22 protein-coding genes are annotated in these 23,103 nt (G+C 69.4%); 18 read left to right on the top strand and 4 right to left on the bottom strand.

What is annotated here, in order from left to right:
* Positions 1-265 precede the first annotated feature (265 nt).
* The 4 genes from minC to sbcB all read left to right on the top strand — a co-directional run bounded on the left by minC (position 266) and on the right by sbcB (position 3,696).
* Positions 266-1,012 carry a septum site-determining protein MinC gene (gene minC / locus ACRYRV_RS06680; RefSeq protein WP_444985583.1) on the top strand — a complete coding sequence of 249 codons (747 nt, stop codon included), beginning with the start codon at positions 266-268 and terminating at the stop codon, positions 1,010-1,012.
* A 58-nt stretch (positions 1,013-1,070) separates the two neighbouring features.
* Entirely contained in the window at positions 1,071-1,889 is an 819-nt protein-coding gene (minD, locus tag ACRYRV_RS06675) for a septum site-determining protein MinD (protein ID WP_309636859.1), read from the top strand.
* Entirely contained in the window at positions 1,886-2,146 is a 261-nt protein-coding gene (minE, locus tag ACRYRV_RS06670) for a cell division topological specificity factor MinE (RefSeq protein ID WP_253448374.1), read from the top strand. Before minD ends, minE begins: the two co-directional genes overlap by 4 nt.
* A gap of 62 nt (positions 2,147-2,208) precedes the next feature.
* Positions 2,209-3,696, top strand: a complete 1,488-nt coding sequence (gene sbcB, locus ACRYRV_RS06665; RefSeq protein WP_444985584.1) for an exodeoxyribonuclease I — start codon at positions 2,209-2,211, stop codon at positions 3,694-3,696.
* A gap of 100 nt (positions 3,697-3,796) precedes the next feature.
* Here sbcB and ACRYRV_RS06660 read toward each other — a convergent pair whose 3' ends face one another.
* Both ACRYRV_RS06660 and ACRYRV_RS06655 read right to left on the bottom strand, forming a co-directional pair.
* A complete protein-coding gene (locus tag ACRYRV_RS06660; protein WP_444989315.1) occupies positions 3,797-6,649 on the bottom strand; it encodes an insulinase family protein in 2,853 nt (950 codons plus the stop codon).
* 43 nt (positions 6,650-6,692) lie between these two features.
* The gene (locus ACRYRV_RS06655; protein WP_253448380.1) at positions 6,693-7,367 is read right to left on the bottom strand and encodes an SOS response-associated peptidase; all 675 of its coding nucleotides are present in this window, start codon (positions 7,365-7,367) and stop codon (positions 6,693-6,695) included.
* A 171-nt stretch (positions 7,368-7,538) separates the two neighbouring features.
* Here ACRYRV_RS06655 and ACRYRV_RS06650 point away from each other — a divergent pair, with 171 nt between their 5' ends.
* Together ACRYRV_RS06650 and ACRYRV_RS06645 are read left to right on the top strand one after the other, a co-directional pair.
* Positions 7,539-8,156: a TetR/AcrR family transcriptional regulator gene (locus tag ACRYRV_RS06650; RefSeq protein ID WP_253448383.1), complete on the top strand. Its 618-nt coding sequence runs from the start codon at positions 7,539-7,541 to the stop codon at positions 8,154-8,156.
* A complete protein-coding gene (locus ACRYRV_RS06645) occupies positions 8,153-8,875 on the top strand; it encodes a 1-acyl-sn-glycerol-3-phosphate acyltransferase (RefSeq protein ID WP_444985586.1) in 723 nt (240 codons plus the stop codon). Before ACRYRV_RS06650 ends, ACRYRV_RS06645 begins: the two co-directional genes overlap by 4 nt.
* 3 nt (positions 8,876-8,878) lie before the next feature.
* Here ACRYRV_RS06645 and ACRYRV_RS06640 read toward each other — a convergent pair whose 3' ends face one another.
* Together ACRYRV_RS06640 and ACRYRV_RS06635 are read right to left on the bottom strand one after the other, a co-directional pair.
* Positions 8,879-10,150, bottom strand: coding sequence for an HlyC/CorC family transporter (locus ACRYRV_RS06640; RefSeq protein WP_253448388.1), 1,272 nt, complete (start codon positions 10,148-10,150; stop codon positions 8,879-8,881).
* Between the two features lie 80 nt (positions 10,151-10,230).
* On the bottom strand, positions 10,231-11,031 hold the full coding sequence (locus tag ACRYRV_RS06635; protein ID WP_444985587.1) for a cytochrome C assembly family protein: 801 nt from the start codon (positions 11,029-11,031) through the stop codon (positions 10,231-10,233).
* Positions 11,032-11,209: 178 nt separating this feature from the next.
* On the opposite strand from ACRYRV_RS06635, the gene ffh reads away from it, so the two are divergent.
* The 12 genes from ffh (at position 11,210) to thiO (ending at position 23,099) form a co-directional block, all read left to right on the top strand.
* The gene (ffh, locus tag ACRYRV_RS06630) at positions 11,210-12,610 is read left to right on the top strand and encodes a signal recognition particle protein (RefSeq protein WP_299316618.1); all 1,401 of its coding nucleotides are present in this window, start codon (positions 11,210-11,212) and stop codon (positions 12,608-12,610) included.
* Between the two features lie 123 nt (positions 12,611-12,733).
* The gene (gene rpsP / locus ACRYRV_RS06625) at positions 12,734-12,982 is read left to right on the top strand and encodes a 30S ribosomal protein S16 (RefSeq protein ID WP_253448397.1); all 249 of its coding nucleotides are present in this window, start codon (positions 12,734-12,736) and stop codon (positions 12,980-12,982) included.
* 39 nt (positions 12,983-13,021) lie between these two features.
* Complete coding sequence (gene rimM, locus ACRYRV_RS06620; RefSeq protein WP_253448400.1) at positions 13,022-13,573, top strand: ribosome maturation factor RimM; 552 nt, start codon at positions 13,022-13,024, stop codon at positions 13,571-13,573.
* 50 nt (positions 13,574-13,623) lie between these two features.
* Complete coding sequence (gene trmD / locus ACRYRV_RS06615; protein ID WP_309636882.1) at positions 13,624-14,385, top strand: tRNA (guanosine(37)-N1)-methyltransferase TrmD; 762 nt, start codon at positions 13,624-13,626, stop codon at positions 14,383-14,385.
* A 145-nt stretch (positions 14,386-14,530) separates the two neighbouring features.
* Positions 14,531-14,887 (top strand): 50S ribosomal protein L19, encoded by a 357-nt coding sequence (gene rplS, locus ACRYRV_RS06610; protein WP_253448403.1) that lies wholly within the window; start codon positions 14,531-14,533, stop codon positions 14,885-14,887.
* A gap of 115 nt (positions 14,888-15,002) precedes the next feature.
* Entirely contained in the window at positions 15,003-15,902 is a 900-nt protein-coding gene (gene xerD, locus ACRYRV_RS06605) for a site-specific tyrosine recombinase XerD (protein WP_253448408.1), read from the top strand.
* 8 nt (positions 15,903-15,910) lie between these two features.
* Positions 15,911-16,663: a DsbC family protein gene (locus ACRYRV_RS06600; protein WP_444985588.1), complete on the top strand. Its 753-nt coding sequence runs from the start codon at positions 15,911-15,913 to the stop codon at positions 16,661-16,663.
* A gap of 130 nt (positions 16,664-16,793) precedes the next feature.
* Complete coding sequence (locus ACRYRV_RS06595; protein WP_444985589.1) at positions 16,794-18,110, top strand: homoserine dehydrogenase; 1,317 nt, start codon at positions 16,794-16,796, stop codon at positions 18,108-18,110.
* 3 nt (positions 18,111-18,113) lie between these two features.
* Positions 18,114-19,502 (top strand): threonine synthase, encoded by a 1,389-nt coding sequence (gene thrC / locus ACRYRV_RS06590; RefSeq protein ID WP_444985590.1) that lies wholly within the window; start codon positions 18,114-18,116, stop codon positions 19,500-19,502.
* An 11-nt stretch (positions 19,503-19,513) separates the two neighbouring features.
* Complete coding sequence (locus ACRYRV_RS06585) at positions 19,514-21,325, top strand: single-stranded-DNA-specific exonuclease RecJ (protein WP_444985591.1); 1,812 nt, start codon at positions 19,514-19,516, stop codon at positions 21,323-21,325.
* Positions 21,326-21,329: 4 nt separating this feature from the next.
* Positions 21,330-21,947 (top strand): YitT family protein, encoded by a 618-nt coding sequence (locus ACRYRV_RS06580; protein WP_253448422.1) that lies wholly within the window; start codon positions 21,330-21,332, stop codon positions 21,945-21,947.
* A gap of 54 nt (positions 21,948-22,001) precedes the next feature.
* The gene (thiO, locus tag ACRYRV_RS06575; protein WP_444985592.1) at positions 22,002-23,099 is read left to right on the top strand and encodes a glycine oxidase ThiO; all 1,098 of its coding nucleotides are present in this window, start codon (positions 22,002-22,004) and stop codon (positions 23,097-23,099) included.
* Positions 23,100-23,103: the final 4 nt, after the last annotated feature.

Below are 23,103 nucleotides of genomic sequence, written 5' to 3'. Positions count from 1 at the left end.
CGATCCTGATAAAGGGCGCATCACGCACCGGGACGCGCCGGCCTGTTGTTGTCGTGCAGTCTAGCCTGGCAAGGGCCTTGGACGAAGGTCGTGCCGAGGCTCAACCGGTATCTAAGCATGCGCTGCCGCTGGGGAAAAGGCCGGACTGTGACCATCTGGAGACACTGACAGGGGCGTGCCGCTGGGCGTATCATCAGTTGCAGGGGGAGTGGGACTCGCTTAGCTTTGATTCCTACCCCGACCAACACCGATGTGGAGTTCGGCAATGAGCCTCAACGTGGACAGGGACAGCCTGGCCTTCACCTTCAAGGGCGGCATGCTGCCGATGACGGTCATGGAACTGGCCAGCGCCGACCCGGAGCAGATTCGCGACCAGCTCGCCGGCAAGCTCAGCCAGTCGCCGGCCTTCTTCCAGCACACGCCGGTGGTGCTCAGCGTCGAGAGGCTCGATGAGCCCCACCTGGCCCTGGAGCGGATCTGCGCGGTATGTCGCGCCCACAAGCTGCTGCCCGTCGCGGTGCGCGGCGGGGCCGACCCGGTCAAGCAGTCCGCCTGGGCGCTGGGGCTGGGCTGGTTCCCGCCTCTCGATGCGGGCCGTCCTCGCTCCCTGGAGAGCGTGGCCCCGGTGGAGCCCGACGCCTCGATCGAGGAGGGGCCGCTGGCCTCCCCCCCCGGGGTCGGCAGCGGCGGCAGGATCTTCCGCGGCACGGTGCGTTCCGGCCAGCAGGTGACCGCCCCCGAGGGCGACCTGGTGGTGGTAGGGGCCGTCAATGCCGGCGCCGAGGTGCTGGCCGCGGGCAGCGTGCACGTCTACGGCGCCCTGCGCGGCCGCGCCCTGGCCGGTATCCACGGCGATCCCCTGGCGAGCATCTTCTGCCGTGAGCTCCACGCCGAACTGCTCTCGGTGGCCGGCAACTACAAGCGTCTCGAGGATGTCGACCCCTGCCTGCTGGGCAGTGCGGTGCAGGTACGCCTCGACGGGGATCAGCTCGGCATCACCGCGCTCTCCTGAGTCCTCGGCGGACCGGGCGCTACCCCAATACCATTCAACGACAGACAGGAAGCGACTCTTGGCCAAGATCATCGTTGTGACCTCCGGGAAGGGAGGCGTCGGCAAGACAACCAGCGCGGCAGCCATCGCCACCGGTCTGGCGCTGCGCGGCAACAAGACCGCGGTCATCGACTTCGACGTGGGGCTGCGCAACCTCGACCTGATCATGGGCTGCGAGCGCCGCGTGGTCTATGACCTGGTCAACGTGATCCAGGGCGAGGCGGGGCTCAGCCAGGCGCTGATCCGCGACAAGCGGGTCGACAACCTGCATATCCTTCCGGCTTCCCAGACCCGCGACAAGGATGCCCTGACCCTGGAGGGCGTGGAGAAGGTGCTCGAGACCCTGGCCAAGGATTTCGACTTCATCCTCTGCGACTCCCCGGCGGGGATCGAGCGCGGCGCCCAGCTGGCCATGTACTTCGCCGACGAGGCGATCGTGGTCACCAATCCCGAGGTCTCCTCGGTGCGGGACTCCGACCGTATCCTCGGCCTGCTCGCCTCCAAGACCCGGCGCGCCGAGCGCGGCGAGGAACCGATCAAGGAGCACCTGCTGATTACCCGCTACAACGCCTCGCGGGTCGACAGCGGCGATATGCTCAACCTCGAGGATATTCGCGAGATCCTGGCCATCGATCTGATCGGCCTGATCCCCGAATCCGAGGCGGTGCTGCGTGCTTCCAACCAGGGGGTGCCCGTGACCCATGACGCCGACAGCGATGCCGGCCAGGCCTATTCGGACACCGTGGCACGCCTGCTGGGTGAGGAGGTGCCGCTGCGCTTCCATGAATACCAGAAGAAGAGCCTGCTGAGCCGCATGTTCGGAGGAGGTCGTCGGTGAAACTGCTTGAATTCCTGAAGCGAGAGCGCAAGAAATCCGCGTCGGTCGCCAAGGAGCGGCTGCAGATCATCGTGGCTCACCAGCGCAGCCAGCGCGGGCAGCCCGACTACATGCCCCTGCTCGAGAAGGAGCTGCTGGAGGTGATCCGCCGCTACGTTCAGGTGGATGATGATGCCATCAACATCAGCCTGGACAGCGAGGACAACTGCTCGGTGCTGGAGCTCAACGTGACCCTGCCCAAGGGGTCGCCCGGCTGAGTGCAGCGCGGGGCTGTGCTAGGCTGTGGCCTCCATGCTGATTCGCCGGAGAGACCTTGCCCATGGCGCCGCCTGACGCCCCGCAGACCTTCCTGTGGCACGACTACGAGACCTTCGGTGCCGACCCGCGCCGGGACCGCCCGGCCCAGTTCGCCGCGATTCGCACCGACGCCGACTTCAACGAGGTGGGCGAGCCGGTGGAGTGGTTCTGCAAGCCCGCCGATGACTTTCTGCCCCATCCCCAGGCCTGTCTGATCACCGGCATCACGCCCCAGCAGGCCCGCCGTCGCGGCCTGCCCGAGGCGGAGTTCGCCGGCCAGATCGAGTCGCTGATGAGCGTGCCCGGCACCTGCGTGGTGGGCTACAACAGCCTGCGCTTCGATGACGAGGTGACGCGTCACCTCTTCTATCGCAACCTTATCGATCCCTACGCCCGGGAGTGGCAGAACGGCAACTCCCGCTGGGACCTGATCGACGTGGTGCGCGCCTTCCACGCCCTGCGCCCCGCCGGCATCGAGTGGCCGACCCGCGAGGACGGCGCCCCCAGCTTTCGCCTCGAGGACCTGACCGCGGCCAACGGGATCGCCCACCAGGGCGCCCATGACGCCCTGGCCGACGTGCGCGCCACCATCGCCCTGGCCAGGCGCCTGCGCGAGGCCAACCCGAGGCTCTTCGACTACCTGCTGGGTCTGCGCGGCAAGCGCGCGGTCGGCAAGCTGATCGACGTGGCGGGGCGCAAGCCGCTGCTGCATATCTCGCGGCGCTATCCGGCCAGCCGCGGCTGCGCCGCCCTGGTGGTGCCCCTGGCCGAGCACCCCACCAATCCCAACGGGGTGATCGTCTACGACCTCTCCGTGGATCCGACACCGCTGTTCGACCTCTCCGCCGAGCAGATCCGTCAGCGGGTCTTCGTCAGCAATGATGACCTGGCCGAGGGGGAGGCCCGCATCCCCCTCAAGGTCGTGCATGTCAACAAGTGCCCGGCCCTCTTCCCGGCCTCGGCGCTCAAGGACGTGGAGGGGCCCCACCGGGGCGAGCATGGCGAGATCGTGGCGCGGCTGGGGCTCGATATGGCCGCCTGCCGCGAGCACTGGAAGCGGCTGCGGGAGCATCCGGAGGTGGCGGCCCGGGTGGCGGAGGTGTTCGCCGCCCCGCCGCCGGCCGGGCCCGAGGACCCGGATCTGATGCTCTACGCCGGCGGCTTCTTCTCGCCGGCGGACCGCCAGCAGATGCAGCGGGTGCGCGACAGCGACCCCTGGGATCTGGTGGGCGCGCGCTTCGCCTTTCAGGATCCACGCCTGGAGGAGATGCTCTACCGCTATCGGGCGCGCAGCTATCCGGAGACCCTGGAGGGCGAGGAGCGTGCCCAGTGGGAGGCCTATCGCTGGGCGCGCATGAACGACGGTGCCGTGGCCGGCCTGACCCTCAAGGGGTTCGCCCGGGAGATCGAGCGGCTCAACCAGGTGGCGCTCGGCGATCGTGAGCGCCAGATCCTCGAGGAGCTGGTGATGCATGTGGAAGCGATCATGCCCGCCCAGGCCTTCGATTGATCCCCGTCCGCCGCCCCCGAGATGAAAGCGCCCGGCCATAGGCCAGGCCGGGCGCTTTCGCTGTGGCGCTGTCTCGAGGGCTGTGGCACTGCCTCGAGGGCTACTCCTCGGCTTCCGGCATCGGCTCCAGGTGCTGGGCGAGGGCCAGGACGTCGTCCGGCTCGGCGCCCGGGTCGAAGGCGACCCTGGCCACCGCCGCCCGACGCAGCTCGGGCCACAGCGCACGCAGCTCGTCGGCGCCGACCGCCAGGGCCCGTTCGGCGAGCCGCTCGCGACGGTCGAACTCCACGTCACCGAAGGACATCGCCTGCCACAGTCGGCCGGCGCGGCCGGACAGGCTGGTGTCGCGCCGGGTCAGGCGGTCGTGGACCGCCTGGCGATAGGGCGCCAGGGCCTCGTCCTCCAGGCCGGCCAGGGTGGCCTCGAAGTCGTCGAGGAAGGCGTCGATGCGCGCCTCGATGGCGTCGCTTTCGGTGTCCGGTGACTGCACCAGCAGGGCCAGCCCCGGCGCGTCGAGCATCGGCGAATAGCCGGCGTGGACCACGTAGCCGAGCTGCTCCTCGGTGCGCAGGCGCTGATAGAAGGGGGTGTCGATCAGCTGGCCGAGCACCGCCAGCCGTGCCTGGCTCTCCAGCGTCCGGTCGGGCCCCTGCAGGTAGCGCAGCACCACCGACTCCTCGCGGCTGGTGTGGGGGGTCAGGCTCGGCAGGTCGGCGTCGGCGCGCAGCGGGGTGAGGTCGGGAATGGCCGCTGCCGCAAGGCTCGGCGCCAGGCGGTCGGCCACCTGCCTGCCCAGCGTCTCGGCCTGCTCGGCCGCGAGGTTGCCCACCGCCATGGCCTCCAGGCGCAGCTCGGCCAGCAGGGTGTCGCGGAAGTCGCGCAGATCCTCCAGGGTCAGCTCGCGACTGGCGTCCAGCAGGGCGGCGCTGGGCCACTGGGGACGCACCAGGGCCTCGGCAAGGGTCCTGCCGGCCTGGCGGTGCAGGGCGGCCTGGGGGGCGTTGCGCCACTCTCGTTGCAGGCGATAGCGCACCCGCTCGAAGCTGGCGGGCTCGATCTCGCCGCTCTGCAGCTGCTCCAGCACCCGCTCCACCATGCGCTCCTGGCGGTCCCGCCAGCCGGAAAAGGAGAGCGTGATGCCCCGGGCGTGGGCGTAGGCCTCGAAGTGCTGGCCGGCCAGGCGCGCGGGGTAGAAGGCCTCGTTGAGGCTGTCATCCAGCCAGCCGGCGAGCAGGCGGGCCAGGGCGGCGTCCCGGGCGGAGCTGGCCGCGCCCGGGTTCTGCAGGCTGAAGCGCCACTCCACCTTGGGGGTGCTGAAGCTGGCGTCTGCCATGTGCCAGAGGTCGAAGGCGGACTCCTCCACCAGCCGCCGCGGGCGCTCGTCCTGGGCGTCGAGCAGCTCGAGGTCCTCGGCGATATAGGGGTTGGCCGGCGGCAGGGCCAGGCCGGCGAGCGCGGGGGCCTCGCCGCCGTGGTGATCTTCCCGCTTCCCAGCCTTGTCTTCAGCCCAGGGGGCGTGGAACCAGGGGGAGCTCTCTTCGCCCTCCACGTCCGGTGCGCTGTAGAGACGGATCAGGTTGTCGGGGACGAGGGCGTCGAGGTAGGCCTCGCTGCGCTCGCGGTCGAAGCCCTCCATGCGGTAGGCGGCGTACTGGACGTCCTCCACCGGGAAGCGCGAGAGGTTCATGGCGAGCCGCATGGCGCCCTGCAGCGGGGAGCCGTGCTGCTGGAAGCGGAACTCCTGCTCGGCGAGGCTCGCCTTCTCGTCGTAGCGCCACGCCTCCAGCCCTGCGTCGCGGATCAGCTCGATGGCGGCGAAGAGGGTCGCCTCGATGGCATCGCGGGCCTCGGCGCCATCCGGCGTCAGGCTGACGTTCACGCTGAACAGGGCGTGCTGGCCGTCGCCCCGGGAGACGCCGGCGGAGAGGCCGTCGGCCCAGCCCGCCTCGCGCAGCAGCGCCAGCAGGCTGCCGTCCCCCTCGTGGCCCAGCAGGTGGGCGATCAGGTCCGCGGGCTTGTGGCGATACTCGGCGATGGGGTCGGGGATCGGGAAGAGGAAACGCAGCTGGCGGCTGTCGCGCACGGACTGCAGGGCGACCCGCCGGGGCAGCGTCTCGGACCGCGCCAGGGGCGCGGAGATCTCCGGTATTGTCAGTCCGCGGTCGGGGATGGCGGCGAAGCGCTCGGCCACCAGCGCCTCCAGTTCGTCCAGGTCCTGCGGGCCGATCAGCGCCAGGTGCATGACGTTGGCGTCGTAGTGGCGCTCATAGAAATCGATCACCCGCTCGCGCAGGCTGGGTTCGCCCTCCGGGCGGTCGGCCAGGGTCTCGCGGCTGCCCACCGAAAAGCCGGTGGTGGGGTTCTCGGGGTTGAGCAGCAGGTTGAGCACGTCGTTCTCGCGGCGGGCGTCGTCGCGGATACGCGCCATGTACTCGGAGTGGACGATATTGCGCTCGCTCTCCAGCTGGTCGGCGTTGAACAGCGGCGAGATGAAGAACTGGCTGAAGCGGTCCAGGGCCCCTTCCAGGGCGGCCGGGTCGATATCGAAGAAGTAGTTGGTGTCCTGGGGGGCGGTGAAGGCGTTGTGGCTGCCCCCGTGGCGCGAGATGTAGCCCTGGTAGGCGTCGGCCTCCGGGAAGGGCTCGGTGCCAAGGAACAGCATATGCTCCAGGAAGTGGGCCAGGCCGGCGAGGTCCTCCGGGTCCTGGGCGCTGCCCACCGAGACGTTCATGGAGGCGGCCGCCTTGTCGGCCTCGGGGTCGCTGACCAGCAGGACGGTGAGGCCGTTCTCCAGGCCCAGCACCCGATAGTCTCGAGTGTCGTGGGGGCTGACCAGCGGCGTGGTCACCTCGGCGACGGGGTCGGGGCGTGCCTCGGCCAGGGCGGGGCCGGCCATCAGCAGGCCGGCGGCCGCGACCAGGCCGCAGCGGTGTGTGATCGGGGTGCGGGACATCCTTTCTCCTGATGGGGCTGGGCCCAGGTCAGGCGCATCGGCGTCACTCCGGCTGACGCAGCATGGGGCCGACCGGATGGGCGCAGGTGGCGTCCTGATGCGCGGGGTTGTTCACTCGTCTTGATACCGGGAAAGCGCCCAACAGTTCCCCGGGTGCCGGTTTCAGCAGGGCACGTACCTCTGTCAGGGGCGTCTGAGGGTCGAGCCAGCGGCGTGCCTGGTCCGGGGCGATCACCGCCGGCAGGCGGTCGGTCAGCGGCGCCAGCAGGGCGCTGGTGGGCACCGTGATCAGCGCCAGGGAGTCGGTGTGTTGCGCCAGGGTGGTATGGAAGCGGCACCAGAGGCCGGCCAGCAGCAGCGGGCCACGATCGACCCGGGTGATCAGGAAGGGCTGCTTGAAGCGCGGCTGTGCCTTCCAAGCGTAGATGCCGCTGGCGGGGACCAGGCAGCGCCGCGCCTGGAAGGCCTCCCGGAACATCGGGCGCTCCTCAAGGGATTCGGCCCGTGCGCAGTGGGGGGCGTGGTCGAGCACCTCCAGCCAGGGCGGCGTCAGCCCCCAGAACAGCCGGCCCAGCCGTGGCCTGCCCGCCTCCAGACGGATCGCCGAGAGCATCTGCCGCGGTGCCAGGTTGGGGCTGGTCAGCAGGGGGGCGTCGATGGCCAGCTCCGGCAGCAGGTGCGGCAGGTCGATGGGGGCGATATGGAGTCGTCCGGCCATGGGGGCTCCGCAGGCGCAGGCAGTGGGTCGCTCAGGGTACCCAAGGGGAGCGGGCGAGGAAAGGGGTATCGAAAACAGTGTTCGATCTGCGCTATCCTAGTGCATCAGATTGGCGCCACTCTGCGCCGACCCTGCCTTTGCAACCGCCCGCTCGAGGCTCGTGAGGAATCGATGGCCCGTCCCAGACAGCATGCCCCCGAGGCGCTCCATGCCCAGGTGATGGCCGCCTGCGATGCCTGGCTGCAGGACAATCCGGTGCATACCCTCTCCCTGCGCGCCTTGGCTCGGGAGGTGGGCTGTGCCCCAAGCACCCTGCTCAAGCTCTACGGCAGCTTCAACAATCTGCTTCAGCACGTCAATATCGAGACCCTGGCGCGACTGCGCGAGGTGATCGAGCCGTTGACCAGCCAGGCCACGCCGAAGGAGCGGCTGCGCGCCCTGGCCCGGGCCTACTGGCAGTTTGCACAGCGCGACGCCTACCGCTGGCAGCTGCTGTTCGACTACCCCCTGGCCCAGGAGGGTGAGCTGGACCAGCGCCAGACGGATATGATCGAAGGGCTCTTCCTGCGGGTGGAGGCGACGCTCAAGGAGTACCAGCCGGCGCTGGGGGATCTCGAGGCGCGCCGCCTGGGGCGCACCCTCTGGGGCAGCGTCCATGGCCTGGTGCTGCTGGGGCTCAACGAGCGCCTGGGCTACTGGCAGGGCCAGCAGCTGGAGGTGGGCGAGCTCCTCGACCAGCTGCTCTGCACCATCCTGGCCGGGCTCGAAGCGAGGCCTGACGCCACGTGAGCGCGCTGCTGTGGGGGGCGCTGGCCGGCCTGGGGCTGGCGCTGATCGGGTCGGTGGCTCGCCGTCCGCGTCCGGTGGTGCGCTGCCTGGTGCACCTGCTGGTGCGGCTGCTCTACCGGCTGCGCCTCAGCGGCACCGAGCATCTGCCCCCTCGGGGAGCCGCCCTGGTGGTCTGCAATCATGTCAGCTTCATGGATGCCCTGGTGATCGGCGGCGCCAGCCGCCGCCCGCTGCGCTTCCTGATGGACAAGCCCATCTACGATTCGCCCTGGCTCAACTGGCTGTTTCGGCTGGTGGGTGCCATTCCGGTGGAGTCGGAGCGCCGTGATCCGGCCAGCGTGCGCCGAGCCCTGAACGAGGTAAGCCGTGCCCTGCGCGAGGGGGAGGTGGTGATGCTCTTCCCCGAGGGGCGCCTGACGCCGGATGGCGATATCCATGCCTTCCGCCGGGGCATCGAGTCGATCCTGGCCCGGGACCCGGTGCCGGTGATCCCGGCCGGGCTCTCGGGGCTCTGGGGCTCCTGGACCTCGCACAGTCACGGACCGGCGCTCAGCCGTCCGCCGCGGCGCTTCCGGGCGCGGGTGGCGCTCTACTTCGGTGAGCCGCTTGCCCCGCAGCAGGCTCGTCGTCAGGTGCTGGAGTCTCGCGTCAGGGAGCTCAAGGCCGACGCCGACCGCTTTGCCGAGCCGGCGGTGGCCACGGCGCTGCCGCGGCGCTGAGGGTCAGCGCCGCCGCGACACCTGCCAGCAGCGCGCGGCGGTGATCAGGTTGTCACGCACCTCGAGGATCTCCATGCGCACGCTGCCTACCTGCAGGCAGGCGGGGCCGTCGGGGAAGGCCTCCAGGTGCTCCAGGATCAGCCCGTTGAGGGTCTTGGGGCCGTCGGTGGGCAGCTGCCAGCCCAGCGTCTTGTTGATGTCGCGGATATTGGCGGTCCCGTCGATGAGGTGGCTGCCGTCCTCCTGGCGGTGGATCTCCTGCTCCATGCCCGCCACGTCGGTGGTGAACTCGCCGACGATCTCCTCGAGGATATCCTCCAGGGTCACCAGGCCCTCCACGTCGCCGTACTCGTCCACCACGATGCCGATGCGCCGCTTCTGCTTCTGGAAGTTGAGCAGCTGGGTGTGTAGCGGGGTCGACTCGGGAATGAAGTAGGGCTCCCTCGCCTCCTGGACGATGGCGGCCTTGGTCACCTCGCTGCGGGAGAGGAAACGCGCCGCATTGCGCAGGTGCAGCATGCCGATGATGTTGTTGATGTCGCCCTTGTAGACCGGCAGCCGGGTGTGCTGGCTGGTGCGGATCTGGGTCAGGATCTCTTCCAGGCTGTCGTCTAGGTCGATGCCCACCACCTCGTGGCGGGGCACCATGATGTCGTTCACGGTGACGTTCTCCAGGTCGAGGATCGACAGCAGCATCGCCTGGTGGCGCTGGGGAATCAGGGTGCCCGCCTCGTGCACCACGGTGCGCAGCTCGTCCCGGGTCAGGTGGTCGCCGCTGCCGTCGATGCTCTTCACGCCGAGCAGCCTGAGCAGGCCGTTGGAGATGACGTTGACCAGCCACACCAGCGGGTAGAGCAGCTTGAGCAGCGGCTCCAGCACCCGGGAGGCGGGGTAGGCGATGCGCTCGGGCGTTACCGCGGCATAGGTCTTGGGCGTGACCTCGGCGAAGATCAGGATGGTGATGGTCAGCAGTGCCGTGGCCACCGCGGGGCCGGTCACCTCGCCGAAGTAGTGGATGGCGATGATGGTGGCGATGGAGGCGGCCAGGTTGTTGATGAAGTTGTTGCCGATCAGGATCACGCCGATCAGGCGGTCCGGGCGGGCAAGCAGGCGTACGACGCGCTGGGCGCGGCGCTCTCCGCTGTTGGCCTGATGGCTCAACCGGTAGCGGTTGATCGACATCATGCCGGTCTCGGAACTGGAGAAGAAGGCGGAAAGGCAGATGAGCAGGAAGAGCAGGCTGAACAGCAATCCCAGCGGGAAGTCGTCGCTCAAGTCGAAGGGTCCTCGTTGCGTGTCAGGCCCGATTTGACGGGAGAGGCGCGCGCGCTGTCAAGGCGCCGGGGATGGCGGCCTCAGCCGCGGGCCAGCAGGACCTCCAGCACGAACTTGCTGCCGAAGTAGGCGATCAGCAGCACGGCGCAGCCGCCCAGGGTCCAGCGTACGGCGCGCATCCCCCGCCAGCCCAGCCGGTGGTGGCTGAAGAGCAGGACCGAGAAGATCACCCAGGCCGCCAGGGAGAGGATGGTCTTGTGGGCCAGATGCTGGGCGAACATGCTGTCGAGGAACAGGAAGCCGCTGAGGATCGACAGGGTGAGGAGCCCTACGCCTGCCCAGATCAGTTCGAAGAGCACGCGCTCCATGGTGGTCAAGGGCGGCAGCGCCTGGACCAGGCCGCGGATATGGTGCTGGCGAAGGGCGCGGTTCTGCAGGCCCAGCAGCACCGCCTGCATCGCGGCGATGGCCAGCACGGCGAAGGCCAGCAGCGAGCTCAGGGCGTGCACGGCGATGCCGGGCGTCAGGCCGTCGACCCGCTCCGGGCTCGGCAGTCCGGCGGCCAGCACCAGGGCCAGGCCGGCCAGCGGCAGGATGCCCACGGCGGCGTTGAGGATCGGTTTGAACAGGCTGACCAGCAGCAGGACCGCCACCGCGGCGGCGCTGATCAGGATGATGCTGGTGGAAAGCCCCGGCAGGACCGGTTCGCCGTGGCCGAACAGGCCGATGGCCAGGGGAAGCTGGCAGAGCAGGCCGAGGGTGGCCATGCCGCGGACCAGCAGCGGCTGCGGAGAGGCCCGGCGCAGCAGCACCAGTACCTGCCAGGAAGCGGCGGCCAGATAGAGAACGAAGGCCAGAGTGGCCAGAGCGAGCGCCTGCATCGATTGCGTTCCGTGCGCCGGTTGGAAATGACGGACCTACTATACCCAATCCCCCCGGCCGCGCACAGCGGTGCGCCTCGGGTGCGGCAGCGTGCCGCCGGGGCGGGTCGCATGGAGACTGCCGGCCACAGCGCGTATAATCGTTTCCACTTTCGGGCCGTCGTCACTGGAGAGGCCAATGTTTCAGAATCTCAGCGAGCGTCTGTCGCAGACGCTCAAGTCCATCAAGGGTCAGGCGCGCCTGACCGAGGACAACATCAAGGACACCCTGCGCGAGGTGCGCCGGGCGCTGCTCGAGGCGGACGTCGCCCTGCCGGTGGTCAAGGACTTCATCGAGCGGGTGCGCGAGCGTGCGGTGGGCCAGGAGGTCTCCAAGAGCCTCTCGCCGGGCCAGCAGTTCGTCAAGATCGTCCAGCAGGAGCTCGAGGCGACCATGGGCGAGGCCAACGAGGGCCTCTCCCTCAAGGGTTCGCCGGCGGTGGTGCTGATGGCGGGCCTGCAGGGGGCGGGCAAGACCACCTCCCTGGCCAAGCTGGCGCGCTACCTGCGTGAGCGCGAGAAGAAGAAGGTGCTGGTGGTCTCCGCCGACGTCTACCGTCCGGCGGCCATCGACCAGCTCGAGACCCTGGCGAAGGAGGTCGGCGTCGACTTCTTTCCGTCGCGCTCCGACCAGCAGCCGGTGGCCATCGCCGAGGCGGCGATCAAGCACGCCAAGATCCAGTTTCACGACGTGGTGCTGGTGGATACCGCCGGCCGCCTGGCCATCGACGAGGCGATGATGGCCGAGATCCAGGCGCTGCATCAGGCCGTCTCGCCCCAGGAGACCCTGTTCGTCGTCGACGCCATGACCGGCCAGGACGCCGCCAATACCGCCAAGGCCTTCCACGAGGCGCTGCCGCTGACCGGGGTGATCCTCACCAAGGCCGACGGTGACGCCCGCGGCGGCGCGGCGCTGTCGGTGCGCCATATCACCGGCAAGCCGATCAAGTTCATGGGCGTGGGCGAGAAGGTCGACGCCCTGGAGCCCTTCCACCCTGACCGCATCGCCTCGCGGATCCTCGGCATGGGCGACATGCTGTCGCTGATCGAGGAGGCCGAGCGCACCGTCGACAAGAAGAAGGCGGAGCAGCTGGCCAAGAAGGTCAAGAAGGGGGAGGGCTTCGACCTCGAGGACTTCCGCGACCAGCTCCAGCAGCTCAAGAAGATGGGCGGCATGGGGGGCCTGCTCGGCAAGCTGCCCGGCATGGGGCAGATGGCCGAGATGGCCCAAGGCCCCGGCCCGGAGAAGGAGCTGGGCAAGCTCGAGGCGCTGATCAACTCCATGACCCCCCAGGAGCGCCGGCGCCCCGAGATCATCAACGGCTCGCGCAAGCGGCGCATCGCCGCCGGTGCCGGCCTGCAGGTGCCGGACCTCAACCGTCTGCTCAAGCAGCACAAGCAGATGCAGAAGATGATGAAGAAGGCCGGCAAGAAAGGCGGCATGCAGAAGATGATGCGCGGCATGTCCGGCATGATGGGCGGCGGCGGGCCGGGCGGCCCCGGCGGCATGGGTGGTCCCGGGGGCATGCCCTGGCGCTAGGCCCGAAAAAAGGTTCCAAAGCGGGGCTGTTTTCCGTAGAATGCTGCCTCTTCACTGGCAGGACCGCGCTTTCGCGGCGCCTGTCGTGACCGAATCCAACTCAACCGAAGGACTGACTAGGCCATGGTTACCATTCGTCTGGCTCGTGGTGGCGCCAAGAAGCGTCCCTTCTACCACCTGACCGTTTCCGATTCCCGCAACTCCCGCGACGGCCGCTTCATCGAGCGCCTGGGCTTCTTCAACCCGATCGCTCGCGGTCAGGAAGAGCGCCTGCGCGTCGACCTCGAGCGCGTTGCCCACTGGCAGAGCCAGGGCGCCCAGCTCTCCGACCGCGTTGCCGAGCTGGTCAAGGAAGCCCGCAAGCAGGCCTGAGCCTGACTTGCCGTACCATCAGCGATCATGAGGTCGTCAATGAGCGAACGCGCCAACGTGCAGCCTGCTGACGATCATGTGGTGCTGGGCAAGCTGACCAGCCCCTACGGTGTCAAGGGCTGGCTCAAGGTGTATTCGTACACCGGCCCCATGGAGGGCATCCTCGACTACCCCGAGTGGGTGCTGCGCCGTGGCGAAAGCCTCGAGCGTCGGCGTCTGCTGCAGGGGCGTCGTCATGGCAAGGGCCTGGTGGCGCAGCTCGAGGGATGCACCAGCCGCGAGACGGCCGAAGCGCTGGCCGGGGCGGAGATCCTGCTGCCCAAGGTCGAGCTGCCGGCCCTCGAGGCCGACGAGCTCTACTGGCACCAGCTGGAAGGCCTGCGCGTGGTAACGCGCGAAGGCAGCGTGCTGGGTCGCGTCGACCACCTCTTCGAGACCGGCGCCAACGACGTCATGGTGGTCAAAGGGAGCCTCGAGGCCGACGCCATCGACGCCCGGGAGCGTCTGCTGCCCTTCCTCCCCGAGGAGGTGATCCTCGAGGTGGATCTCGAGGGGGGCGTGATGACCGTCGACTGGGATCCGGACTTCTGATGGAGCCCGACGCGCTGGAGCAGGCTGCGGCGGAAGCGCCCGCGGCCGATATGTGGATCGGGGTCGTGTCGCTGTTCCCGGAGATGTTCGAGGCGATCACCCGTCACGGCGTTACCGGCAGGGCGGTGGAGCGAGGCCGTATCGCGCTGGAGTTCTGGAACCCCCGCGACTACGCCACCGACCGGCACCGCACCGTGGACGACCGCCCCTATGGCGGCGGCCCCGGGATGCTGATGAAGGTCGACACCCTGCGTGCCGCGATCCATGCCGCCCGGGAGCGGGCCGAGCAGGCCACCGGGCAGCGCCCGAAGGTGGTCTACCTCTCGCCCCAGGGGCGACGGCTCGACCAGGACGGCGCGCAGGAGCTGGCGTCGGGACCGCCGCTGGTGGTGGTGGCCGGACGCTATGAAGGTATCGATGAGCGGGTCGTGGAGACCGACATCGATGAGGAGTGGTCGATCGGCGACTATGTGCTGAGCGGCGGCGAGCTGCCGGCCATGGTGCTGATCGACGCCGCGGCAAGGCTGGTGCCCGGGGTGCTGGGTCATCAGGACTCCGCGGTCGAGGACTCCTTCAACGACGGGCTGCTGGACTGCCCGCACTATACGCGCCCGGAAGAGATCGACGGGCGGCGAGTGCCGGATGTCCTGCTCAGCGGCAATCACGGCGCCATCCGGCGCTGGCGGCTGAAGCAGTCCCTGGGGCGCACCTGGCAGCGGCGTCCCGACCTGCTGGAAGGCAGGACGTTGAGCAAGGAGCAGCGCAAGCTGCTCGAGGAGTACCTCGAGGAACACGCCCTGACGGCCCGGTAGGCAGGGCGGAGGTGCGGAGGCGTCGAGACGCCGGCCCGCGTCACCCATCATCTCCCGCGCTCTCGAGCTCGCTCGGGCGCCGGGATCACGATTCATCGGCATCCCAAGCCGACCGGTGGATCAACATTTTGAGGAGTTATCCGTCATGAGCAGCAAGAACAAGGTGATCCAGGCGCTCGAAGCCGAGCAGATGAGCAAGGAAGTCCCGGCCTTCGCCCCCGGCGATACCGTGGTCGTCCAGGTCAAGGTCAAGGAAGGCACCCGCGAGCGTCTGCAGGCCTTCGAAGGCGTGGTGATCGGCAAGCGCAACCGCGGCCTGAACTCCGCCTTCACCGTGCGCAAGATCTCCCACGGCGTCGGCGTCGAGCGTACCTTCCAGACCTACAGCCCGCTGGTCGACTCCATCAGCGTCAAGCGTCGCGGTGACGTGCGCCAGGCCAAGCTTTACTACCTCCGCGAGCGCAGCGGCAAGTCTGCCCGCATCAAGGAAAAGCTGGCCTGAGGCTGACGCCTCGGTCGCTTTCGGGTCGGGCCTCGGCCCGGCCCACCGGGACCCCGTCACCGCTTGCGCGGGGCGGGGTCCCGGCGCATCTGGGGCCTGCTGCCTGGCGTCTACCATGAACCAGACCGACGACGGTGCCCGCATCGACGCCTTCCTCGATGCCCTCTGGCTGGAGCAGGGGGTAAGCGAGCACACCCTGGCCGCCTATCGTCGCGACCTCACCGCCTGGTCGGCGCGGCTGGCCGAGCGTGGGGAGGCGCTGCTGACGCCTGCGCCGGACGCCCTGCCGGCCTGGCTCGACGAGCGCCGCGAGGCGGGGTACCGGTTGACCAGCAACGCTCGGCTGCTCGCCGCTCTTCGACGCTTCTATCGCTGGTGCCTGGAGTCCGGGACTCTCGCTCGGGACCCCCTGGCCGAGGTGCGGCTGCCGCGGGTGCGGCCGAGCCTGCCCAACACCCTGGAGGAGCACGAGGTGGAGCGGCTGATCGTCGCCCCCGACGTGACCACGGCACTGGGGCTGCGCGACCGGGCCATGCTGGAGCTGCTCTACGCCACGGGGCTGCGGGTCTCGGAGCTGGTGGGGCTGAGCGTGGAGGCGGTCAACCTGCGCCAGGGGGTGGTGCGGGTGCGCGGCAAGGGCGACAAGGATCGCCTGGTGCCCCTGGGGGAGGAGGCGGTAGAGTGGCTGACACGCTACCTGGGTGGCGCTCGGGGCGGCCTGATGCGCGATGCGACGCGACCGGCGTTGTTTCCGGGCCGCCACGACCGGGCCATGACGCGCCAGACCTTCTGGTATCGCATCAAGGCCCATGCGCGCACGGCGGGTATCGAGCGGCCGCTGTCGCCCCATACGCTGCGCCACGCCTTTGCCACCCATCTGTTGAATCATGGGGCCAACCTGCGTGTCGTACAGCTGCTGCTGGGCCACAGTGACCTGTCGACCACGCAGATCTATACCCATGTGGCGCAGGCGCGACTGGAGCGTCTGCACGCCGACCATCACCCGCGAGGTTGAAGAGACACATGAAGAATTCGTTTGGGATGCTGCTGAGCGGCCTGCTGGCTGTGACCCTTGCCACTCCCCTGCTGGCCCAGGCCGACTCCCGGGAGGCGACGGCCGAGCGCCTGGCCGAGCGCCTGGCGGTGAACGGGCAGCCGATGCCGGTGGAGGGCGTGCGCGCCACGCCGCTGGAGGGCTTCTTCGAGGTGCGCCTGGCCACCGGCGAGCGCTTCTACAGCGATGCCGAGGGTGAATATTTTCTGGTGGGGGACCTCTACGAGAATGCCTCCGGCGGGCTGGTGAATCTCACCGAGCAGGGGCGCAACGGCGAGCGGGCCGAGCGCCTGGCCGAGGTTCCCGAGAGCGAGCGGGTGATCTTCCGCGGCGCCGGCGAGAGCCGCGCCGAGGTGCTGGTCTTCACCGACCCCACCTGCCCCTACTGCCGCCAGCTCCACGAGGAGGTGCCTCGCCTCAACGAGCTGGGCATCGAGGTGCACTACCTGGCCTTCCCGCGCACCGGCATGAACGCCCAGGGCGCGCGCAGCATGCAGCAGATCTGGTGCGCCGACAATGCCGCCGAGGCGATGAGCGCCGCCAAGCGGCAGGAGACGCTTTCCGGCAGCGCCAACTGCGACAATCCGGTCGAGTCACAGTATCATCTGGGGCTGGAGCTCGGGGTGCAGGGTACGCCGGCCATCGTGCTGCCCGATGGCCGCCTGGTGCCTGGCTACGTGCCGGCCGAGCGCCTGGCCGCCATGCTCGGCCTCGACGGCTGAGCTCGGCCTCGATGGCTGACGGCTCCCGAGCCACGACATCATAGCCCCGGCCGACGAGCCGGGGCCTGGCCTGCCCGCAGGCAGGCCGCCACGCTGAGACACAACCCGACACGCGAGCAGGAGCGAGACATTGAAACCGGTGAGAGTAGGAATCTGTGGGCTGGGTACCGTCGGCGGCGGTACCTTCAACGTGCTGACGCGTAACGCCGATGATATTGCGCGGCGTGCGGGCCGGCCCATCGTCATCGAGCAGGTCGCCTATCGCACTCCCAACCCCGAGTGCGACCTCACCGGCCTCAAGACCACCGCCGATGTCTTCGAGGTGGCCACCAACCCCGACGTGGACGTGCTGGTGGAGCTGATCGGCGGCTATGACGTGGCCCGGGAGCTGGTGCTGACCGCCATCGAGCACGGCAAACACGTGGTCACCGCCAACAAGGCGCTGATCGCGGTGCACGGCAACGAGATCTTCGAGGCGGCCCACGCCAAGGGCGTGATCGTCGCCTTCGAGGCCGCCGTGGCCGGCGGCATCCCGGTGATCAAGTCCCTGCGCGAGGGCCTCGGCGCCAACCGCATCGAGTGGGTGGCCGGCATCATCAACGGCACCGGCAACTACATCCTGACCCATATGCGGGATGAGGGGCGCGCCTTCGAGGACGTGCTGGCCGAGGCCCAGGCGCTGGGCTACGCCGAGGCCGACCCCACCTTCGACGTCGAGGGCATCGACGCCGCCCACAAGCTCACCATCCTGGCCTCCATCGCCTACGGGGTGCCGCTGCAGTTCGAGAAGGCCTACACCGAGGGCATCTCCCGGGTCACCGCCGAGGACGTGGAGCAGGCCGACAACCTGGGCTATGTGATCAAGCACCTGGGGATCTCCAAGCGCACCGATCTCGGCCTCGAGCTGCGGGTGCACCCGACGCTGATTCCCAAGGAGCGGCTGCTGGCCAATGTGCACGGCGTCAAGAACGCCATCGCCGTGATGGGCGACGCCGTGGGCCCGACCCTCTACTACGGCGCCGGCGCCGGTGCCGAGCCCACCGCCTCCTCGGTGGTGGCCGATATCCTCGACGTGGCCCGCGATATCGCCACCGACCACCACTACCGGGTGCCCTACCTGGCTTTCAGCGGCATCAGCGAGGACGTCAGCCAGCTGCCGATCATGCCCATGGAGGAGATTCACTCCGCCTACTACCTGCGGCTGCTGGCGGTGGACCGCCCCGGCGTGCTGGCCCGGGTGGCCACCATCCTCTCCGAGCAGGGCATCTCCATCGAGGCGCTGATCCAGAAGGAGGCCACCGAGGGCGAGCTGGTGCCGATCATCCTGATGACCCACCGCACCATCGAGAAGCAGATGAACGAGGCGATCCGTCAGATCGAGGCCATGGCCGACATCGCCGGGCCGGTGACCCGGATTCGCGTGGAATCACTGGACGAGCAGGAGTAAGCCATGCGCTACATCAGCACCCGCGGGCAGGCGCCCGCGCTCTCCTTCGAGGAGGTCGTGCTCACCGGCATGGCCAGCGACGGCGGTCTCTATGTGCCGGAGACCATTCCCCAGCTCTCGGCCGACGACCTGACCGAGATGGCGGGTCTCTCCTATGCCGAGATCGCCTTTCGGGTGATGCGGCCCTTCGTCAACGGCGAGATCGATGACGACACCTTCCGTCGTCTGGTGACAGAAGCCTATGCCACCTTCAGCCATGACGCCGTGGTGCCGCTCAACCAGCTCGACGCCAACCACTTCCTGCTCGAGCTCTTCCACGGCCCCACGCTCGCCTTCAAGGACGTGGCCCTGCAGCTGCTGGGGCGCCTGCTCGACCACTTCCTGAAGAAGCGCGGCGAGCGGGCGGTGATCATGGGGGCTACCTCCGGGGACACCGGTTCCGCGGCCATCGAGGGGTGCCGCCACTGCGACAACCTCGATATCTTCATCCTCCACCCCTACCAGCGGGTGTCGGAGGTGCAGCGTCGCCAGATGACCTCGGTGCTGGCCGACAACGTCTTCAATGTCGCCATCGAGGGCAACTTCGACGACGCCCAGGCCATGGTCAAGGCGAGCTTCGCCGACCAGTCCTTCCTGAACGGCACCCGGCTGGTGGCGGTGAACTCCATCAACTGGGCGCGCATCATGGCCCAGATCGTCTACTACGTGGCCTCCGCCGTGGCCCTGGGTGCGCCGCACCGCAAGGTGAGCTTCTGCGTCCCCTCGGCCAACTTCGGCAACGTCTTCGCCGGCTACATGGCCTACCGCATGGGGCTGCCGGTGGAGCGCTTCGTGATCGCCACCAACGCCAACGACATCCTGCACCGCACCCTGGCCGCCAACGACTTCTCCAAGCAGGAGCTCAAGGCGACCCTGGCGCCCTCCATGGATATCGTGGTCTCCTCCAACTTCGAGCGGCTGCTGTTCGAGGCCTACGACCGCGACGGCGCCGCCGTGGCGGCGCTGCTGGAGCGCTTCCAGGCCGAGCCCACCGCCCTGGCGGATGCGCCCCTGGCCCAGCTGCGCGAGCGCTTCGCCAGCCACAGCGTGGATGACGCCACCATCCTGGAGGTGATTCGCGAGGCGCATCACCGCACCCAGGAGATCCTCGACCCCCACACCGCCACCGGCTACCGCGCCGCCGAGCGCGAGCGGGGCGAGGCGAGCGTGCCGATGGTGACGCTTGCCACCGCCCACCCGGCCAAGTTCGCCGAGGCGGTGGTCAAGGCGGGCTTCCCGGGCGTGCCGCTGCCGCCGCACATGGACGACCTGCTGGAGCGCGAGGAGCGCTACACCGTGCTGCCCGCCGAGCTCGCTGCGGTGCAGCAGTTCGTGGTCGAGAATCGCCGCTAGTGGAGGGCGTCTTGAACGCCGCAAGCGACCCCATCGACCTGAATGAGCGCCTGAGGCCGCGCATCCTGCCGCGGCCTCGGGACGCTGCCCTCTACGCCCGCGCCCAGCGCGAGGGGCTCTCCGAGCTCCAGGCGCGGGTGCTGGCCGGGCGCCTGAAAGGCTTCACGGGCGAGCTCGCTCCCCTGGTGAGGCCCAGCCTGCGCCATCTGGCCCATCCCGAGCGGCTCGCCGACGGCCGCCGCGCCGCGGAGCGCATCGCCCAGGCGGTGGTCGACGGCGAGCATATCGGCATCCTCACCGACTACGATGTGGACGGCATCACTTCCCACGTGGTGATTCGGCGCACCCTGGTGGAGCTCTTCGGCGTGCCGGAGGCGAAGCTCCACAGCCTGATCGGCCACCGCATCCACGACGGCTACGGCATCAGCCTGCCGCTGGTGGAGCGCACCCTGGCGCTGTCGCCGCGCCCGACCCTGGTGATCACCGCCGACTGCGGAAGCAGCGATGAGCCGCGCATCGCGCGGCTGGCCGCAGAGGGCATCGAGGTGGTGGTCAGCGACCACCACGCCCTGCCGGTGGAGGGGCCGCCGCCCTCGGCCCTCGCCGTGGTGAACCCCACCCGGGAGGACTGCGACTACCCCGACCCCACCATCGCCGGCTGCATGGTGGCCTGGCTGGTCATGTCCCTGAGTCGTTCGGTGCTGATCGAGTGGGGCGCGCTGCCCGAGGCGACGCCCAAGCTCTCGCCCTGGCTCTCCTATGTGGCCCTGGGCACGGTGGCGGACTGCGTCTCCCTGGGCGGCAGCCCCGCCAACCGCGCCGTGGTCACCCACGGCCTGGCGCTGATCAACCGCATGGAGGCCGCCTGCTGGCGGGCCATGGCCGAGCGCCTGGGCGCCGACAGCGTGCCCTTCGACGCCGAGACCCTGGGCTTCCAGATGGGGCCGCGGATCAACGCCCGCTCGCGCCTCGACGACCCCTATGCGGCGCTGCACTTTATGCTCGCGGCGGATGACGCCACGGCGGCGCGGCACCTGGAGACGCTCGATCAGGACAATCAGTCCCGCAAGGCGATCGAGGCCGACATGGCCGAGGAGGCGAGGGCGCTGGCGCTGCCGTCCCTGGCCGCCGACGCGCCCGCCGTGGTGGTCTTTCTGGAGAGCGGCCACCCCGGCGTGCAGGGCATCGTGGCCTCGCGGCTGGTGCAGGCCTTCGGCCGGCCGGCCCTGGTGCTGACTCCGGCGCCAGCCCCCGGCATGCTCACCGGCTCCGGACGCTCCATCGAGGGGCTGCATCTGCGTGACGCCCTGCAGCGCACCTTCGATCTGGCCCCCGAGGCGCTGCCTCGCTTCGGGGGGCATCGCGGTGCCGCCGGCGTCGGCGTGCCCGCCGAGCGGCTCGACGCCTTCAAGGCGGCCTTCCTGCAGGCGGTGGGCGAGCAGCTGGGCGGGGCCGAACTCTATCCGAAGATCCTGACCGACGGCGACCTGGCCCCCGAGGCGCTCAGCCTGGAGACGCTGGCGAGTCTGGAGACCCTGGGTCCCTACGGCCGCGAGTTCGAGGCGCCGCTCTTTCAGGGGGAGTTCATCGTCGAGCGGCTGCGGCCGGTGGGCGCCGACGGTACCCACCTGATGCTGGAGCTCTCCCTGGGAGCGGCAAGCCACCGGGCGATCTGGTTCCGGGCGCTGACCCCCGGCGAGGTGCCGGCCTTCGGGGTGGGCGACCGGCTGCGCTGCGCCTACCGTCTCAACCGCAATCGCTGGCGGGGGCGCGAGAGCCTCCAGCTGATGGTCGAACACGCGGAGCCTCAGGCGCAAGGATAGCCCCATGGACCCTCAGGAACTGCCCACCGACCCCCACCGCCTTCACGAGGATGCGATGGCGATGCTGGTCGGGACCCTCTTCGTCGCCCTCGGCGTCACCTTCTACACCCAGGCCACGCTGCTCACCGGCAGCACCGCGGGCCTGGCCTTCCTGCTGCAGTACGCCACCGGCTGGGCCTTCGGCGTCTGGTTCTTCCTGATCAACCTGCCCTTCTACTGGCTGGCGATCCGCCGCATGGGCTGGAGCTTCACCCTGCGCACCTTCGTCACCATCGCCCTGGTGTCGCTCTTCTCGGAGCTGACCGGGCGCTGGGTCACCCTCGAGGGGCTCAACCCCCTCTATGCGGCACTGATGGGCGGCTCCCTCATCGGTATCGGCATGCTGATCCTGTTTCGCCACCGCTCCAGCCTCGGCGGGGTCAATATCCTGGTGCTCTACCTCCAGGACCGCTACGGCTGGCGCGCCGGCTACGTGCAGCTCGGCATCGATGGCGTCATCATGCTGGTGGCGCTGATGACGCTGCCCGTGGAGCGTGTGGGGCTCTCGGTGCTGGGGGCCGTGGCCCTCAACCTGATCATCGCGCTCAACCACAAGCCCGGGCGCTATATGGGGGTCAGCTGAGTGGTGGACGGACGAGAGGGTCGGCAATCACGCATGGGGGAGGGCGTTCAGCGCATGGCAGGAACCGAGTTCGTGGTGGTAGGGGGCGGCGTCATCGGCATGATGACGACGCTGCAGCTGGCCGAGGCCGGCCATACGGTAACCCTGGTGGAGCGCGGCCTGTGCGGCCGGGAGTCCTCCTGGGCCGGCGGCGGCATCGTCTCGCCGCTCTATCCCTGGCGCTACGGGCCGGCGGTGTCGCAGCTGTCGCGCTGGTCGGAGGGGTTCTACCCGGAGCTGGCCCGGCGTCTGAAGGAGGAGAGCGGCATCGACCCGGAGTATCGCCAGGAGGGGCTGCTCTACCTCAGGGTCGACGACGCCGATGCGGCGCTGGCATGGGCGGACGAGCTGGGCAAGCCCCTGGAACGGGTCGGCGGCGACTTCCTCTATGCCCGGGAACCCGAGGCGGCGCCGGGCTTCGAGGAGGCGCTGTGGATGCCGACGCTAGGCAGCATCCGCAACCCGCGCCTGGTGCGGGCGCTGCAGGCCAGGCTGGCGGCGATGCCCGAGGTGACCCTGAGGGAGGGGACCGAGGTGACCGGCTTCGAGGTGGCCGGCGGACGAGCGCTGGCGGTAAAGACGGACGCCGGGCCGATCGCCGCTGGCCAGGTGGTCGTCTGCGGCGGGGCCTGGGCGGCGGGGCTGCTCGAGACGCTGGGCGTTGCCCTGCCGGTGCGTCCGGTCAAGGGGCAGATGATCCTGTTCAAGGCGCCGCCGGGGCTGGTGCAGCGGGTGGTGCTGATGGACGGCCGCTACGTGATTCCCCGCGCCGACGGGCGCGTGCTGGCCGGCTCGACCCTGGAGGAGTGTGGCTTCGACAAGGCGACCGATGCCCGGGCGCGTGAGTCGCTCTGGGCCAGCGCCACGGCGATCATCCCGGCCCTGGCCGACTGCGAGGTGGAGCACCACTGGGCCGGGCTGCGGCCGGGCTCGCCGGACGGCGTACCCTTTATCGGTGGGGTGCCGGGCATCGACAACCTGCACGTCAATGCCGGCCACTACCGCAACGGCCTGGTGCTGGCGCCGGCCTCGACGCGACTGCTGGTGGACCGACTGCTGGGCCGCGAGCCGATCCTCGACCCGGCCCCCTACTCCCTGGCGGGGCGCTTGTAGAAGG

It is taken from the genome of Halomonas mongoliensis (assembly GCF_052496345.1).
Note: the sequence above shows the minus strand (reverse complement) of the source record. Positions and strands in the feature narration are given on the sequence as shown.